This is a genomic window from Shewanella sp. AC34-MNA-CIBAN-0136 (assembly GCF_040309945.1).
GTDB lineage: Bacteria > Pseudomonadota > Gammaproteobacteria > Enterobacterales > Shewanellaceae > Shewanella.
Genome location: NZ_JBEOPJ010000002.1, coordinates 19,866 through 35,557 on the forward strand (window position 1 = coordinate 19,866; position 15,692 = coordinate 35,557).

Genomic DNA, 15,692 nt, shown 5'->3' on the forward strand with positions numbered 1-15,692 from the left:
TTCAGGCTGGTTATGTCTAAACGTTATGCTAGCTGGTTATATGTCTGAACATTACGCTAAAAGCTATGCTAGAAACTCTGCTCGGCTAGCGGGATTGGCCTTAAAGCAACCACCAAGTGCTGTGGTTTGCGTGCTTGATGAGGTATCCATAATGCCACGAGATTTTACGCAGTAATGGGTGGCGTTAATGCTCACAGCGACATCATCGGTCGCCAATAACGTTTGCAGCGCCACTAGAATCTGCTGAGTTAAGCGCTCTTGTACTTGTGGGCGCTGGGCAAAAAATCGCACGATTCGGTTAATTTTCGATAAGCCGATAATGTTATCTTTGGGAATATAAGCCACTTTGGCGAAACCATCGATGGTAATAAAGTGATGTTCGCAAGTACTCACCACACTGATATTGCTAATTTTTACCATCTCTTCGACACCCATCTTATTATCGATTTGAGTGATTTTTGGGAAATTAGCATAATCGAGGCCCGAGAAAATCTCATTAACGTACATTTTGGCAATGCGGTGCGGTGTTTCAGCTAAGCTGTCGTCGGTTAAATCCAGCCCTAAGGTTGACACAACTTCGGTCATTAAGCCTTTGATACGCTGATATTTTTGCTCGCTGGTCATATCATTTGGCACTAATGGCGTTTCAAGGCCATGAGCAACCAATGCTTGTTGTACTTTTAATGCTTCTGCAGACAACTCTGCGCGCGTTATGTCATTAATGGTCGTCATAATAACATCCTTAAATAGTGGTTAGGCTTGATACTCTAAAGATAACGATACTGAATCGGCGAAGCGCAGTGCATGGGGCTTATCAATAGTGACTCTGGCCAGGGTAACAGTTGGGTGCTCCCGACAAATATCTAATACGTCGGCAACCAATTTTTCCAGTAATAAAAAACGGCCTTCTTCTACATGCTGGATCACTTTTTTGGTGATCACTTTGTAGTTTAGCGCATCAGCAACGTCGTCGGTTTGAAACGATCGATCGGCTGGATAATGGATCTCGATATTGATCACCACGTCTTGCTGCTTTTCGCGTTCGTCTTGGTTAAATCCAATAAACGTCCGTAAGCGTAAATTGGTGACCTTAATAATGGCTTGGCTTAATGGCATTATTGAGCCCTTGTGAATTGTTTTGGATATATACGCCGAAGTGAAATAGAAAGATCATAAACCTCGGTAATTTGTGTGTAATCTCGATCATGGAAACAAATGTAATCTGGCTTGATGTTTGAGGCGTACAATAGTCAGTATAGGTGTTCAAGCAAGCAATAACATAAATGAGGTAAATGATGGAACTGACTATTTTTTACGATGGCACTTGCCCGCTGTGCCTCAATGAAATGAAGCAATTAAAGCGATATGACCGTTTAAACCGCATCGGCCTTGAAGACATTAACGCCGATGATATTAATCTGCGTTTCCCTGATTTAGATGTATTAAAAGCCAATACCGTGCTTCATGGGTTACAAGCTGATGGCAGCTGGCTATATGGTTTAGATGTAACAGCCAAAGCATGGGGCTTAACTGGTAAGCATGGTTGGATAAAATTATTACGGTTACCGCTGATTAAACCTGTTGCTGACCTTGCGTATTTGGCCTTCGCCCGTAATCGCTACCGTATATCTTATTTGCTTACAGGTCAAAAACGCTGTGATAACGGTAACTGTAAAATAAAGTAAGGGTAAACAGCATGAGCGATTCAACGACAACAGAAACCATTATTGTGATTGGCGCTTCATCGCTTATAGCACAAGCTTTTATTAGCCAAGCCATCGCGGAAAAAGAGCCAGATTTAGCGTTAACCATTATCTCCGTGAGCCGTCAATCTTCACTGACACTGCCTGTAATGACACTGCCTGCCCTGGCCAATAATGTCACTCACCATCATGTTAGCTGCGATTATCAACAAGCCTCAATTTCTCGTTGTATTGCGGACATGTCATCGATGGTTGGCACCATTAAAAAAATCATCATCTGTAATGGTATTTTGCACTCTAAAACGACTAATGAACGCACAGATAATGAAACCACAGACAAAACTCATTTAATGCCTGAAAAACGCATTGAAGACATTAACAGTGATGCCTTACAGCAGCTGTTTTACGCTAACAGTATTGTGCCGATGTTGTGGTTAAGCGCCTTAACCGAGTTACTGCTACAGCAACCTCATAAGATAGACAGCCCAAAGTGTGTGATCAGTTTATTGAGTGCCCGAGTTGGCAGTATTTCAGATAACCGTTTAGGCGGCTGGTATGGCTATCGCGCTTCAAAAGCCGCGTTAAACATGCTGATTAAAACCACTGCAGTGGAATATGCAAGGCGGCTTAAACGAGTCAAACTCATCGCGTTTCATCCTGGCACTACTGACACACCATTATCAAAACCTTTTCAGGCTAATGTGCCTGCAGGCAAGCTTTTTACCCCAGAATTTGTTGCCAGCCAGCTGTATAACATCATGGCCGATATTGAGCCCAACGGCCAAGCCAGTTACTTAGATTGGCAAGGCAAAGAGATTAGTTGGTAATGTTCCCGCCTATTCACTAAGAATTTTTTGACCAAGAACTCAATAATCAAAAAATGTAGACCCTGTTGATGACCCTGTCGATGTTGTTTAATAAACCATCGACTCCCCTTCAATGTATCGACAACTATTTCCCTGTTCTTATGGTACTAAGGTGCCAATTAAATAGTGCTGTAATTGCTTTATTCTGAAAGTACTAAATCAGATGTTAGTGAGAATATGCACTAGACATGATCTCGCAATGAAACATGACACATAGGTTGATGGCATACCTTGTCATTGCCGCTATTGAATTAAGGGAACCGATACTATGTCGACGTTACAAACTGGACTCAAAGGGAAAGTGGCACTTATTACCGGCTCCACTAGCGGCATTGGCCTGGCGACCGCGCATGTACTTGCCGAACAAGGTTGTCATATCGTATTGCATGGCTTAATGGCACAAGATGAAGGGCAGACTTTAGCGGCTGAGTTTGCAACCCAATACCAAATAAAGACCTTTTTTAGCAATGCAGACTTGAGAGACGCTAACTGCATACATGCGTTTATGGACAGTGCGATGAGTGCATTAGGCAGTATTGATATTTTGGTTAACAATGCTGGGATTCAGCACACCCAAGATGTGGCAAACTTTCCGGTCGAAAAGTGGAATGACATCATTGCGATTAACTTGTCTTCCGCTTTCCATACGATTCAACAAGTCGTGCCTGCAATGGCTGAAAAAAAGTGGGGACGAATTATCAATATTGCCTCAGTACATGGCTTAGTCGCCTCGGCCAATAAGGTAGCCTATTGTGCAGCAAAACATGGAATTATTGGCTTAACCAAGGTGGTCGCGATTGAATGCGCTGAACAAGGAATTACCGTCAACGCGATTTGCCCTGGATGGGTGGATACGCCGCTTATCGGCAAACAAATTGACAGCATAGCAAGCGATAAAAACTTGAGTTATGAAGACGCTAAATATCAACTGGTTACCGCAAAACAACCCTTACCAGAAATGCTAGCACCAAGACAAATCGGTGAGTTTGTATTGTTTCTTTGCGGTGGTGCAGCAAGAGGCATTACCGGTGCAGCTTTACCAATGGATGGTGCGTGGACAGCGCAATAAGCTTGGCGTTATTGTTCTATAAAATGGTAGCGTTATATTCAATGTTAGCCCTTATTCACATCGATAAGGGCTTTTTAATGCCTAACAGGCAAGGCTTCAATTAATGATGACAAACTAGGCCATGAATTTAGCAATGTGTTGATAGGTTGCCATGCATTCATCTTTCACTACATCGTGCAGCAACATATAGGCGTGGATCATGCCGTCGAACGAATGATGTTCAACATCAACACCAGCAGCAGTTAAGGCCTTCGCATAGGCTATGCCCTCATCCCGAAGCGGATCGCAGCCTGCAGTAAAAATAAGGGTTTTAGGCAATTTAACAGACATAGCCCCAAACAAAGGTGAAGCCTGTTTAATGACATCTACATCGGTAGATTGAAAGTACTGCTCGAAATACCACTTTATACGAGTGGTTTCGAGTAAGAACCCAGTGCCATTACTGTCTAATGATGGGCTGTTTAAGGTGTAATCGACACTCGGGTAAATAAGAATTTGTTGGTCAATGTTAATCCGCTTATCGGTCAAACTTTTCATGCTTAAACTGGTGCAAATGGCGCCACCAGCACTGTCACCAATAATAGTGACATTGTGTTGATGGTTAACATCACCCAGTAACTCAGCGTAACGTATTAATACCTGTTCGCAGTCATCAATCCCTGCAGGATATGGATATTCAGGCGCGAGCCGGTATTCGACAGATATCACTACACACTGCGCTACGCTAGCAAGGTGACGACAAATAGGATCGTAAAGCACCACACTGCCACACATGTGCCCACCACCATGAAAATGCAATAACACTGGCAAAGGTTTATCTGGCGCAGGGCTATAAATCCTAACGGGAATAGTACGGTCGGGTAACCTTAGCATTTTATCTGCAATGTAGCTCATCGCTGGCGAATCACTCATTAACGCACCGAGTTTATCTAGATTTTGGCGCAAAATTGTCGGTGTAAATTGGACATTATTCTGTTTAGCCAAGGCGATATTGCTGTTGGCTAACGCCAGAAAATCAGTGAGTTTTGGGGAAACGGTTCCTCGCATTAGGTTAACTCCTTTGGTTTTCCTGTTTCAGGTAGAAAATAGCTGCCAACAAACACGGTGCCGCTGAGTATCGTGATCATCACAAATGAACTGACATAACTGCCATCGTTTAAATCAACCAATTTACCAAACACCCACAACACAATAGTCGAAACCAGATAGCTGATTGACCAAAACAGGCTAAACACCACAGTGATTTTTTGCCCCGTCATGTCAGGGAGTTCGTGAGGAATAGACACTAATGCAGTCACAGGGAAAAAGATAAAAAAGCCCAATATGATAGCGCATGTTATTTGCAGCCAAGGCTCGGTACTAAAAGATAAGCCTAAAACGGTAATAAAAATAATCAAACCACTTAAGCGAAGAATAGGAAGACGTAACGGATTTTTGCGGCTATACAACATTCCCGCAATCGTACCGACAATACCAAAACCAATCACCCATTTGCTTTGGCTTATGCCCGCTTGAGGATAGAAAGTGAATAGACAAATATAAAACGAAAGCAGCCCAGAATAAGTAAAAGCATAAGCCCAATTAAATTTATCTTTTAAGCCCTCAAGATAACCGTAAATGGCAGGCTCAACCCCAGAGGCATTATTTGCAGATTGTGGAGCATCAAACTTAACCAGTAACCACACAATGGCCAGTATCAAGCTCGCGCCTGAAAACAACACCAAGCTATTTTGCCAGCTGCCTGTAAGTGAATTAATACTGGTCATGCCCCATAAAATAATCGCTGTGCCTACGTTAAATGCTACCGCATTCAAACCATTAACTACCGGACGGTCTTCAGGTGCAAACCACAGCATCACAATAGGGTTAAAGTACACAATCATAAAGGCTCCGCCCAAGCCCATTAAAAATCGGCTCACCAGCAGTAACTCATAACTCGTCGCTAAAGGCGTTACTATCCCGACAACAATTAATAACGCGGCTAACAAAAAGGCGTACTTTATTCCAAACTTTACCGCCACATATGCAGCACTAAACGTACCGACTATTTTAGCGAGCGTGACTGCACCACTGATAAAACTTGCCGACGCTAAACTCTCAATGTGCATCGATGCCATAATGTTGTTCATGCTGGCAGTGCCGCCAACCCATGCCATGGCAAAAAGCACATAACTCGTAAAGACTAAACCTTCGACCAAATATCTATGGGTTATTTTCATAGGCGTTATCGGAACCTTAAATGACACTAATGGAGTTAAATCATGTTATCTGATGGGTATGGATAAATAAGTACTACCTTAGTGCACCGCATCGTTAAAAATCTTTATCAAACAGGGCGTCTAGTGTAGTTTCGCAAGGATAAACAATAAAAATAATTGGGGAATAACTTGCAGGCTTGGTTATCTATTGATACTTGGTTAATTAGTTCAATTTCGATTGCTTATCTTGCAATGCTGTTTGTGGTTGCACAGTGGGGGCAAAATCGTTCCATAAAAAAATTAACCCAAAAGCCGTGGGTCTATAGCCTGTCGTTAGGGGTATGCTGCACATCATGGGCGTTTTATGGCACCGTTGGACAAGCAGCAACAACTGGCGCATGGCTGGCCCCCATTTATATTGGTTCGATCATTTGTTTGGTGCTTGCTTGGCCTATGCTAATGCGCACGCTGCAAATAATTAAAAGCCAAAACTTGACCTCTATTGCCGACTTTATTGCGTGCCGTTTTGACCGTTCGCCTAAAATTGCTGCCAGCGTTGCCATCGTGTCACTACTTGGCACCATTCCTTATATCGCATTGCAGCTAAGAGCGATTAGTACCAGCTTTGATTTACTAACCGGTACGTTTCAGTCCGGTATTAGCACCGCATTTGTGGTAACGATTGTATTAATTATCTTTAGTATTTTATTCGGCACCCGCCAGCTGTCTGCCAGTAAACATAATCAAGGCTTAGTGCTGGCCATTGCGTTTAGCTCTATCGTTAAGTTATTTGCCCTGACCGCCGTGGGTATTTTTGCCACCTTCTTTATATTCGATGGCTTTGGTGACTTGCTCAGCCAAGGTCAACATATTAAACAAACCAGCCAATCAGACTCGACTTACCTTGTGGTTTCTCAGGTTATTTTGGGTGCGATTACTATCTACGCTTTGCCGCAAGAATTTCACATGATGATGATTGAAAACAATCATGACAAAGAGCTCAAATCAGCACGTTGGATGGTGCCGTTATACCTGCTATTAATTAATATTTTTGTGTTGCCGATTGCATTAGCCGGACAGCTTAGCTTCCCGGGTGGCAGTGTTGGTGCAGATACCTATGTGCTGACATTACCGCTTTTTTATCAACAAGCATGGTTAGGAATATTGGTTTATGTCGGTGGACTGGCTGCCGCAACCGCAATGGTGATTGTGGCAGCTATTGTACTAAGCACGATGATTTCGACAGAAGTGTTAACGCCATTGCTATTACGATTACCGAAATTTGGTTCTCAGCAAACCCCGCAATTATCCGGCATTTTATTAAATTTACGCAGATTCTCAATCGCAGTCATTCTTTTGTCAGCTTTCGCCTTTGAACGTTTTATCGATCAGCAAAATCATCTAGCCAGTATTGGCTTGCTGTCATTTGTACTGTTATCTCAATTTGCCCCCGCCGCAGTAGGCGCCTTATATTGGCGAAGTGCCACCACTCAAGGCGCGTTTGTGGGGCTAATAATGGGCAGTGTTGTCTGGCTTTATACCTTACTGTTACCGGTTACCTTTCCCGATGCTCATTGGGTTAAATTTGGCTTATTTGATATCACATGGCTAACGCCGACAGCCTTGTTTGGCTTAACCGGTTTGGACAATATTAGCCACGGCGTATTTTACAGTTTAGTGGCTAACATTGGTTGCTTTGTGATGATATCTCTGCTTAAAGAGCAAAGCGTTGGCGAGGTTTTACAAGCTGATTTATTTGTAAATAGAAAACATGTGCAACTAGAACGGCACTTATCTATAGAAGATTTAGCCAGTTTATTAAATCGTTTTATCAACAAAGATGAAGCCGATGCTCTTATTGCAGAGTCAAAAAAACTCGCAGGCAAAAACCAGCAACAACTGCTTGTTGATTATACTCGCTTAAAACTGTCTGGCGTACTCGGTTCAGCCTCTACCCGAATGGTGATGAATGCGGCATCACGCAGCCAGCAGGTGCCACTAGAAGATGTAGTTAGCATTGTCGATGAAGCCAGCCAAATCTTTGAATTTAACCGAGAACTGCTGCAATCTGGCGTGGAGAATATTGAGCAAGGCATCAGTGTTGTCGATGCCGATATGCGCTTAGTAGCTTGGAATCAACGCTATATTGAACTGCTTGATTACCCTAAAGATTACGTCAAAGCAGGACTGCAAATTGAACAGCTGATTAGATTTAATATCGACAGAGGTATTATTGTCGGTGACGAGGCTCACCAGCTAGTTGAAAAGCGCTTAGCTCATATGCGCAGTGGTAGCCCTCATCATTTCCAACGCACGATGTTAGATGGAAAAGTACTGGAGATTCGCGGCCAAGCCATGCCAGGCGGCGGCTTTGTGAGTACTTTTGCTGATATTACTGCCCACATTGAAGCAGAAAAAGCCTTACAACTGGCCAATGAAACACTCGAAAAACGGGTTGAAAGCCGCACTCAGGAACTTGAAAAAGCCAAAGCTGAAGCGGAAGCTGCTAATAGCAGTAAAACCCGCTTTTTGGCCGCGGCCAGCCATGACTTAATGCAACCGTTTAATGCCTTAACCTTATTCACTGAAATGTTGAAGCAAAGGGTTAAATCAACGGAACTGTATGACTTGGCAACCAATATTGAAGACTCCTTAAACGTGGTGGAAAGCTTACTATCAGATCTGGTTGAGATATCTCGCTTAGACAGTAACTCGCTAAAAACTGAAACAAGCCAATTTGCGATTGATGATTTACTGTCAACGTTAGTTAATGAATTTAAAGCGTTATCGGTTCAACAAGGTATTGATTTTAATTACCAAGTCTCTTCTTGTTTTGTAGAAAGCGACCAAAGGCTACTGCGGCGTATTATTCAGAACTTTTTGTCTAATGCGTTTCATTATTCCCCTTCAGGCAAACGCAATCAGCAAGTAATATCCCAAACCTCTAGGCCTGACAATAAAGTAAACGGGCAAACTAACAATACTGAGTTTGTCCCTAAAGTGTTATTAGGCGTCAGGCGACTTGAGCACGCTTTATTAATCCAAGTTTGGGACAATGGCCCAGGTATTCCGCTGGATAAACAGCAAGCCATTTTTTGTGAATTTGAACGCTTAGAGCTCACTCGTGAAATTCCGGGATTAGGGCTAGGTTTGGCGATATGTGAACGAATTTCCAAGTTGTTGGATATCAACATATCGCTGCATTCTGAAGTAGGCAAAGGGACGTGTTTTAGTGTTGAAATACCCCGAGTATTACAGCAGAAAAAGCCGCTTAAAGTGATTGAAACAGCCGAAGATGACATAAGCAGTGACAGCGCTAATATCACTGTAATGGTGATCGACAATGACGACCTGATGCTAAAAGCGATCTCTACATTACTCAGCGATTGGGGATGTAATGTCATTACCGCTAAAGACCAACCCAGTGCCATACAGCAATTGGCCAATAACCCACAACCCAAACTGATTATTGCTGACTATCACTTAGAAGATGATAAAAATGGTGTGGACTTAGTACAGTATTTATTAGCCAATCACCTGACGATAAGCCGTAACCAACCCACCTGTGTTATCTGCTCTGCGGACCCTTCGGAAGCCGTTAGGCAACACACCAGCAGTGCTCAATTTAGCTTTGTGCGTAAACCACTTAAGGCAATAGCCTTAAAGCGGATCATTAAACAACTGACGCCTGAATAACTAATATTTTCAATAGATTAATGACCACAAAAAATGCCTCACATGGAGGCATTTGGGTTAACTCTTTTTATCGCTATTCTTATTCTCGATCAGTAACCGCAATCAATGGCGATAACTATTCATTGCGACAATAACCGTTCGTTAGGGCAATCGATTTATGCTTGTACATCCACCTGCTGGTTTTCAGTTGAAGTAATCATTAATTGTTGAAACACCAGCCCAGCTTGCGTGCGATTATTGATTTCGAGTTTGAGTAAAATCGCTGAGACATGTTTTTTTACTGTGGTTTCTTTAATGTTTAAATCATACGCTATTTGTTTGTTGAGCCTACCATTGGCAATATTGGCCAGCACAGTGTACTGCTGCGGTGTGAGTTGAGCTAATTGCTTTGCTAAACGTTGATGTTCTGCGGCGGTGTGTTGATCGGCACTGATATTGGTGTGCTCTGGAAGCCAAACACCTCCTTCAAGCACAGTATCAATCGCCGTCGATATTTGGGTTAGATTGGCTGATTTTGGAATGAAAGCACTGGCGCCAAAATTGATCGCCTTACGGATAATCTCCGGCTGGTCGTCTGATGACACCATGATAACCACGATATCGGGGAAGTGATTTTGCAATAACGTCAGTCCAGTAAAACCATCGTTTCCCGGCATATGCAAATCAATAAAGATAAGCTCAATATCTGAGTGCTGCTCCACAATAGCGATTAACTCCTGGAAGTTTTCCGCCTCTAGCACTTGTGCATTGTTAACACTTTTAAGCACGGCTTGGGTTAACGCGGCACGAAATAGTGGATGGTCATCTGCAATCGCCACTTTAATTTGAGACATCATTGGCTCCCTAACATTGCGTTGATATTGTTATGGTTCACTCTTTATAAGCAATAAAAAGAATAACCGGTTCTAAAGAGACCGGCTATCCTTATCTACATCAATTAAACAAGGTTTTAGAAGACATAGCCAACGGTTAATGAAATGGTCTCTGGGTCGCCATAATATCCAATTAAGGTGTTATCGCCGCCTAGCCCTGGCGTAAAATCGCCATTGCCTGTTGGCGTGACAAAGGCGTAGTTACCCACTAAATACTCTTCATCAGTGACGTTTTTCCAATGTAATCCAGCATTCCAATGGCCATCATTGCTATACCAATTCACACCAAAATTCAGCAATCCGTATCCATCTTGACTCAATAGATTGTCCACTACCGCTAAGTCATAATCGCTGCGGTAGTAGTAATTACCATTAATGATAAAGCTGCCTACATCAGCTTCAATGCTGTAACTAAACCCTAGGTTTGCAGTGGTATCTGGGGTATTGGTAATGGTATAAGTGTCGCTAATATCAATTTTATTACCCAGCTCGTCATATGAAATCACCTCGTCAAAAGTGGCGTCAATTAAGCCAAGATTAGCAAATAAGTTAAGTGAATCCGTCGCAGCGTATTCAACTTCAAGCTCTAGGCCTGTCGCTGTAGACTTACCGATGTTTCCTAAACGCTGATTAAGGTCTGAACTGTCCTCTCCTGGTAACACCGTGACAAACTGCCTGTCTTTATGATCGAGGTAAAATAGCGTGGCATTGACGCGAAGATTATCGTTCCATTCGCTCTTCATACCAATTTCATATGAATTAACCGTTTCTGGATCAACCGCGGGTTCAGCACCTGTTGCTCGTGGATTAAACGTACCCGATTTGAAGCCTTGTGAGTAGCTGGTAAACACCATCATGTCATCACTCACTTGGTATTCTAAACCGACTCGCGGATTGAATTTAGACCATGTTTCTTCATCATCGAGCACTTTAGGTATTTGAGATTCAATTAACGCGTCATCGCGCACAAATCCAGGATACCAGCCCGTTTCAGGATAAATACTATCGAATATCACGCCATTATAAACCGTGGCTTCTTTTGATTCGCGGGTGTAACGGCCGCCTAATGTCATCGATAGCTTTTCAGTAAAGTCGTATGAACCTTGCACATAAGCAGCGTAGCTTTCGCTATTATTACAACCACTCACCTCACGAGTTAGCCCACCATATGCTTTAAAGGCTTCTTCTAAAATAGCATCGAAAACACCACAAGAATCACCGTCAAAATAGTAAATCCCCGACACTAAGTTGAGATTGTCACCAACATAGTTCACCTGAAACTCTTGGCTAAATTGCTCATCTTCGTAGATAGCTGGCACGTCGAAAATACGTAAGCTGGTATTATCAAAGTCGATGTTGGTTAGTGACTCGCCTTCACGCTTGGCTGTGACCGACTTTACGCTCCAGTTTTCATTGAGGTTATATTCGACCGTCGCGCTCCACCCTTCTGTTTCTACTTTGTTCCATGTAGGCATACTGGTGTAAGAATCATATTTGCTATCAGGTACTGGTGCATCAGTTAATAAGCTAGGAAGTAGGCGATAGCCGCCTTTTGAGTTGGAGTCATCCTGGGTTTTATCATACGTAAAACGCATAAACAGATCGTCGTTAGGTGTGTATTCAACGCTTAAGCGACCCGCCATTACATCTTTATTATAGTTTTCGGTATCTTGGCCATCTAATGCCGAGGTTTTAAATTCACCAAAACCGTCACGGTTTAAACTCGCAAAGGCAAAACCGACATAGAGCTTGTCATCAACAATAGGTAACTGCCCTGCCACTTTGACATCTTTTTGGCCATAACTGCCGACGGTACCTTTAAGACTTAATTCACTATCGCCAGACATCTTTTTGGTAACATACTTAATTGCGCCACCAATGGTATTTTTGCCGTACAACGTGCCTTGTGGCCCCCGAAGTACCTCAATACGTTGTACATCAAGAATGTCTAACACTGCACCTTGCGGACGCGCAATATAGACGTCATCAATGTAAATGCCAACCCCAGGCTCGTAGCCCCAAAGTGGATCTTCTTGACCCACACCACGAATAAAAGCGGTAAGCGTAGAGTTAGTGCCTCGGCTAGATTGTAATGTGGTATTGGGCGAAAACTGCTGAATTTCAGTCATCACGCTGATGCCGTTTTCTGCCAACTCGGTAGCACTGACCGATGTCACTGCCACAGGTACATTTTGCAAGCTTTCAACTGTTTTGCGTGCTGTCACTTCAATGCGCTCTAACACAGGTTGTTTGTCGCCGCTGTTATTTTGTTCTTCTGCGGCAACGGCATATTGCGCGCTTAACACTGACGAAATGGCTAAGGCAATACAGCTCATTTTAATAGTATTCTGTTTCATACAGATCCCCGTTGTAATATTTATTATTAATGGTTTTACTTACTACTAATTCTGGTTTACGACTGATTTTGATTTATTACTATCTGTTCACATATTGACTGTATAGCATTTTTAACAACATTGAATCGGTACTATAGTAGTATGTGTTTTGGTCTAGATATTAAAAAAACAAACGATTAATTAATAACAAAAACAGAATGTTATAAATTTAACCTTGATTAAAGCCCCCAAAGCTTAATCACTTCAGTCACACTGCTTATGGGTGCCCTAAGCAGATAGTCACTTTCTTCACCTCCATGTTTTATGTCTGGATTGACGGCAATGCCGTGACCAAAATCGTTAATAGTAACGAGTTCGATTGACGCGTTATTTTGAGCATCTTTCCAGCGTGAAATACTGTATCCAGATTCATTTGACACCGTTGGCTTAGCGTTAGATTGAGTTAACACTTGCCATTGAGATGCGAGCATTTGCGCATTGTTAGCATTGACCACATTGTCGCTGTCACCCGTCCAGATACTCAACGAAGGCCAACGAGTTTGTTGAGGGTGTATTGCTTTGGCAAATTGAGCTAATTCTTCAACCGATAGCGCTGGTCCTTGCTTCATACAAGAGATGGCTTTGATCAAATTATCGGCACAGGGATATGGCAAGCCAGCGATGATCGCACCGCTTTGAAATAGATTTGGATAATTGACGATTGCCGCACTCGCCATGGCGCCACCAGCAGATAACCCGATGATATAAACATGCTTGGCAGCTAGTTTTTCTTGAGTAGTTACTATCATGTTTTTTATCGATAACATTTCACCATTGTCTATCTGCGTATCTTGACTTGCAAACCAGTTGAAACAACCCTTTACGTTATTGTCATAGCTTTGTTGTGGCACTAAAACCGCAAAATGATGCTCTAACGCCAATGACGTTAGGCCACTTTTGTTAGCCAATTCGACACCGTCTTGAATACAACCATGCAGTAACACCACCAAAGATAAATCCCCAGCAGGAGAAGCATTTGAGCCTTGCGTCACAGGAAGATAAAAGCTTGTCAGCGCACCAGGATTATCACCAAAATCGGTGAGTGGGATATAAGGCGTATCGGTTGCTTGAGCCGGTAGCATCGAAAAAATCCAACCCAGTAAAAGCAGCGGCATGGTTAAGCTGTATTTTTTATTTCTCATTTCAGCGGTTTCCAAATTTAACATATTAGTAACTTGCAGAATTTTGCTCCAAACAGCAATGGCACTTTAGATCCACATGGAAAACTAATGTCGGTAAGGCGATGAAAGATTAGATGATGAGCCTGTAGCAATGAAGAATTGTGGGTGTAGACAATGTGAATAATGGAATAGGAATAAACCGAGATGCTAGATGCTAGATGCTAGATGCTAGATGCTAGATGCTAGATGCTAGGCATTTTAAACCAAAAAAAACGCGAAGCCTTGGCTTCGCGTTTTTTTAGACCATCGACCTGTTAATTACTTAACAAATTCAACGCCTAATTTGATGTCACCTTTAAGGGTGTCTAACATTGCATCGCGAGCGTTAGCTTCGAATGCGCTGATTTCACCGTAAGGTAATACTTTTTCTACGCCGTTTTTGCCAAGTAGGATTGGCTGTGCGAAGAATGTAGCGTGCTCACTGCCGCCGTCAACATAGGCACATTCAACAACGTTAGCTTCGCCTTGTAGACCACGTACCAATGATAAACCAAAGCGACATGCTGCCTGGCCCATTGATAATGTTGCGCTACCGCCACCGGCTTTAGCTTCAACAACTTCAGTACCCGCATTTTGAATGCGAGTTGTCATTGCTGCTACTTCTTCATCAGTGAAAGTAACACCTTCAACTTGAGAAAGTAGTGGAAGAATAGTCACACCGCTGTGTCCGCCGATCACATTAACTTTAACATCAGCAACGTTTAAGCCTTTAAGCTCAGCGATGAAGGTTTCGCTACGGATAACGTCAAGTGTTGTGATACCGAATAAACGGTTTTTGTCATAAACACCGGCATTTTTTAATACTTCAGCAGCAATCGCTACAGTCGTGTTAACTGGGTTAGTAATAATACCCACTAATGCTTTAGGGCAAGTTACAGCCACTTTTTCCATTAGGTTACGCACGATACCCGCGTTGATGTTGAATAGATCTGAACGATCCATACCAGGCTTACGCGCAACACCTGCAGACATTAACACTACGTCTGCGCCAACTAATGCATCTGTAGGATCTTGACCAGCAAAACCTTTTACTTCTACGTCTGTTGGGATGTGACTTAAGTCAACCGCAACACCAGGAGTAACAGGAGCGATGTCATATAGAGACAACTTTGAGCCCGCAGGCAGTTGAGTTTTTAACAGTAAAGCTAGAGCCTGGCCAATACCACCAGCAGCACCCAATACAGCAACTTTCATAATTATCTCCATCAATTTATGCAGTTTGTGACATAGATCTAAATCGTCGTGGCGTCACATTACTGCATCGTCACAATAATTTCAATTATACGTTAGTGGAGGACCGTAAATAAGTAAGCCCTGATCCACGCACAGACTGGCGTAACGCCGAGTCTTAGCAGCATGAATCCGTGTAAAAATACGGCAAAAAACATCGATAATATGATTATTTTTCATCTTCGTTATACCGAAAAAAACCAACATTTGAGAGTTTTTATATTGAACAAATATAACTCAGCTGTTTTATTGTCAAGTTGTAATCACCCTATCAAGCGGGTTAAGCAATATCGATATGTTTGTTTTAGGCATTAAAATGTTGATTTTGTATTGATGAGTTTTACCGTTATCGAACTAGGTCTGTCATCCTGTTTAAAGCCATAAATATTGGAGCCTTAACTCATTTCGTACACATTTTCTGACGCAACAAGCCAATACTTTTATTGAGTGTCGCGTTATGATGGCTGCAGATCATCCTATA

At 42.6% G+C, this 15,692-nt stretch carries 12 protein-coding genes; 4 read left to right on the plus strand and 8 right to left on the minus strand.

The window, feature by feature from the left end; all coding sequences use genetic code 11:
* Positions 1–63: 63 nt before the first annotated feature.
* Together folE and folX are read right to left on the minus strand one after the other, a co-directional pair.
* Positions 64–732 carry a GTP cyclohydrolase I FolE gene (gene folE / locus AAEY94_RS01825; RefSeq protein WP_101086046.1) on the minus strand — a complete coding sequence of 223 codons (669 nt, stop codon included), beginning with the start codon at positions 730–732 and terminating at the stop codon, positions 64–66.
* Positions 733–753: 21 nt separating this feature from the next.
* Positions 754–1,116: a dihydroneopterin triphosphate 2'-epimerase gene (folX, locus tag AAEY94_RS01830; protein WP_101086047.1), complete on the minus strand. Its 363-nt coding sequence runs from the start codon at positions 1,114–1,116 to the stop codon at positions 754–756.
* Positions 1,117–1,295: 179 nt separating this feature from the next.
* Between folX and AAEY94_RS01835 the strand changes: the two genes are divergently transcribed.
* The 3 genes from AAEY94_RS01835 (at position 1,296) to AAEY94_RS01845 (ending at position 3,638) form a co-directional block, all read left to right on the plus strand.
* Positions 1,296–1,685, plus strand: a complete 390-nt coding sequence (locus AAEY94_RS01835) for a thiol-disulfide oxidoreductase DCC family protein (protein ID WP_101086048.1) — start codon at positions 1,296–1,298, stop codon at positions 1,683–1,685.
* 11 nt (positions 1,686–1,696) lie between these two features.
* Positions 1,697–2,530, plus strand: coding sequence for an SDR family NAD(P)-dependent oxidoreductase (locus AAEY94_RS01840; RefSeq protein WP_162022341.1), 834 nt, complete (start codon positions 1,697–1,699; stop codon positions 2,528–2,530).
* A 307-nt stretch (positions 2,531–2,837) separates the two neighbouring features.
* Positions 2,838–3,638 (plus strand): 3-hydroxybutyrate dehydrogenase, encoded by an 801-nt coding sequence (locus AAEY94_RS01845; protein ID WP_162022340.1) that lies wholly within the window; start codon positions 2,838–2,840, stop codon positions 3,636–3,638.
* Positions 3,639–3,752: 114 nt separating this feature from the next.
* Here AAEY94_RS01845 and AAEY94_RS01850 read toward each other — a convergent pair whose 3' ends face one another.
* Together AAEY94_RS01850 and AAEY94_RS01855 are read right to left on the minus strand one after the other, a co-directional pair.
* Positions 3,753–4,685: an alpha/beta hydrolase gene (locus AAEY94_RS01850; RefSeq protein WP_192115498.1), complete on the minus strand. Its 933-nt coding sequence runs from the start codon at positions 4,683–4,685 to the stop codon at positions 3,753–3,755.
* Entirely contained in the window at positions 4,685–5,857 is a 1,173-nt protein-coding gene (locus tag AAEY94_RS01855; RefSeq protein ID WP_350976855.1) for an MFS transporter, read from the minus strand. Before AAEY94_RS01855 ends, AAEY94_RS01850 begins: the two co-directional genes overlap by 1 nt.
* Before the next feature lie 168 nt (positions 5,858–6,025).
* Here AAEY94_RS01855 and AAEY94_RS01860 point away from each other — a divergent pair, with 168 nt between their 5' ends.
* Positions 6,026–9,532, plus strand: a complete 3,507-nt coding sequence (locus AAEY94_RS01860) for a hybrid sensor histidine kinase/response regulator (RefSeq protein WP_350976857.1) — start codon at positions 6,026–6,028, stop codon at positions 9,530–9,532.
* Positions 9,533–9,687: 155 nt separating this feature from the next.
* Here AAEY94_RS01860 and AAEY94_RS01865 read toward each other — a convergent pair whose 3' ends face one another.
* The 4 genes from AAEY94_RS01865 to mdh form a co-directional block, all read right to left on the minus strand.
* Positions 9,688–10,365, minus strand: a complete 678-nt coding sequence (locus AAEY94_RS01865; RefSeq protein WP_162024274.1) for a response regulator transcription factor — start codon at positions 10,363–10,365, stop codon at positions 9,688–9,690.
* A 116-nt stretch (positions 10,366–10,481) separates the two neighbouring features.
* Positions 10,482–12,761: a TonB-dependent receptor gene (locus AAEY94_RS01870; protein WP_101086055.1), complete on the minus strand. Its 2,280-nt coding sequence runs from the start codon at positions 12,759–12,761 to the stop codon at positions 10,482–10,484.
* A gap of 218 nt (positions 12,762–12,979) precedes the next feature.
* Positions 12,980–13,942 (minus strand): extracellular catalytic domain type 1 short-chain-length polyhydroxyalkanoate depolymerase, encoded by a 963-nt coding sequence (locus AAEY94_RS01875; RefSeq protein ID WP_350976860.1) that lies wholly within the window; start codon positions 13,940–13,942, stop codon positions 12,980–12,982.
* Between the two features lie 297 nt (positions 13,943–14,239).
* A complete protein-coding gene (mdh, locus tag AAEY94_RS01880) occupies positions 14,240–15,175 on the minus strand; it encodes a malate dehydrogenase (protein ID WP_011638612.1) in 936 nt (311 codons plus the stop codon).
* Positions 15,176–15,692: the final 517 nt, after the last annotated feature.

Coding starts and splice junctions, on each gene's coding strand:
- AAEY94_RS01875 (WP_350976860.1), bottom strand. CDS start 13,942: ATGAGAAATAAAAAATACAGCTTAACCATGCCGCTGCTTTTACTGGGT.
- folX (WP_101086047.1), bottom strand. CDS start 1,116: ATGCCATTAAGCCAAGCCATTATTAAGGTCACCAATTTACGCTTACGG.
- AAEY94_RS01870 (WP_101086055.1), bottom strand. CDS start 12,761: ATGAAACAGAATACTATTAAAATGAGCTGTATTGCCTTAGCCATTTCG.
- mdh (WP_011638612.1), bottom strand. CDS start 15,175: ATGAAAGTTGCTGTATTGGGTGCTGCTGGTGGTATTGGCCAGGCTCTA.
- AAEY94_RS01850 (WP_192115498.1), bottom strand. CDS start 4,685: ATGCGAGGAACCGTTTCCCCAAAACTCACTGATTTTCTGGCGTTAGCC.
- folE (WP_101086046.1), bottom strand. CDS start 732: ATGACGACCATTAATGACATAACGCGCGCAGAGTTGTCTGCAGAAGCA.
- AAEY94_RS01845 (WP_162022340.1), top strand. CDS start 2,838: ATGTCGACGTTACAAACTGGACTCAAAGGGAAAGTGGCACTTATTACC.
- AAEY94_RS01835 (WP_101086048.1), top strand. CDS start 1,296: ATGGAACTGACTATTTTTTACGATGGCACTTGCCCGCTGTGCCTCAAT.
- AAEY94_RS01865 (WP_162024274.1), bottom strand. CDS start 10,365: ATGTCTCAAATTAAAGTGGCGATTGCAGATGACCATCCACTATTTCGT.
- AAEY94_RS01855 (WP_350976855.1), bottom strand. CDS start 5,857: ATGAAAATAACCCATAGATATTTGGTCGAAGGTTTAGTCTTTACGAGT.
- AAEY94_RS01840 (WP_162022341.1), top strand. CDS start 1,697: ATGAGCGATTCAACGACAACAGAAACCATTATTGTGATTGGCGCTTCA.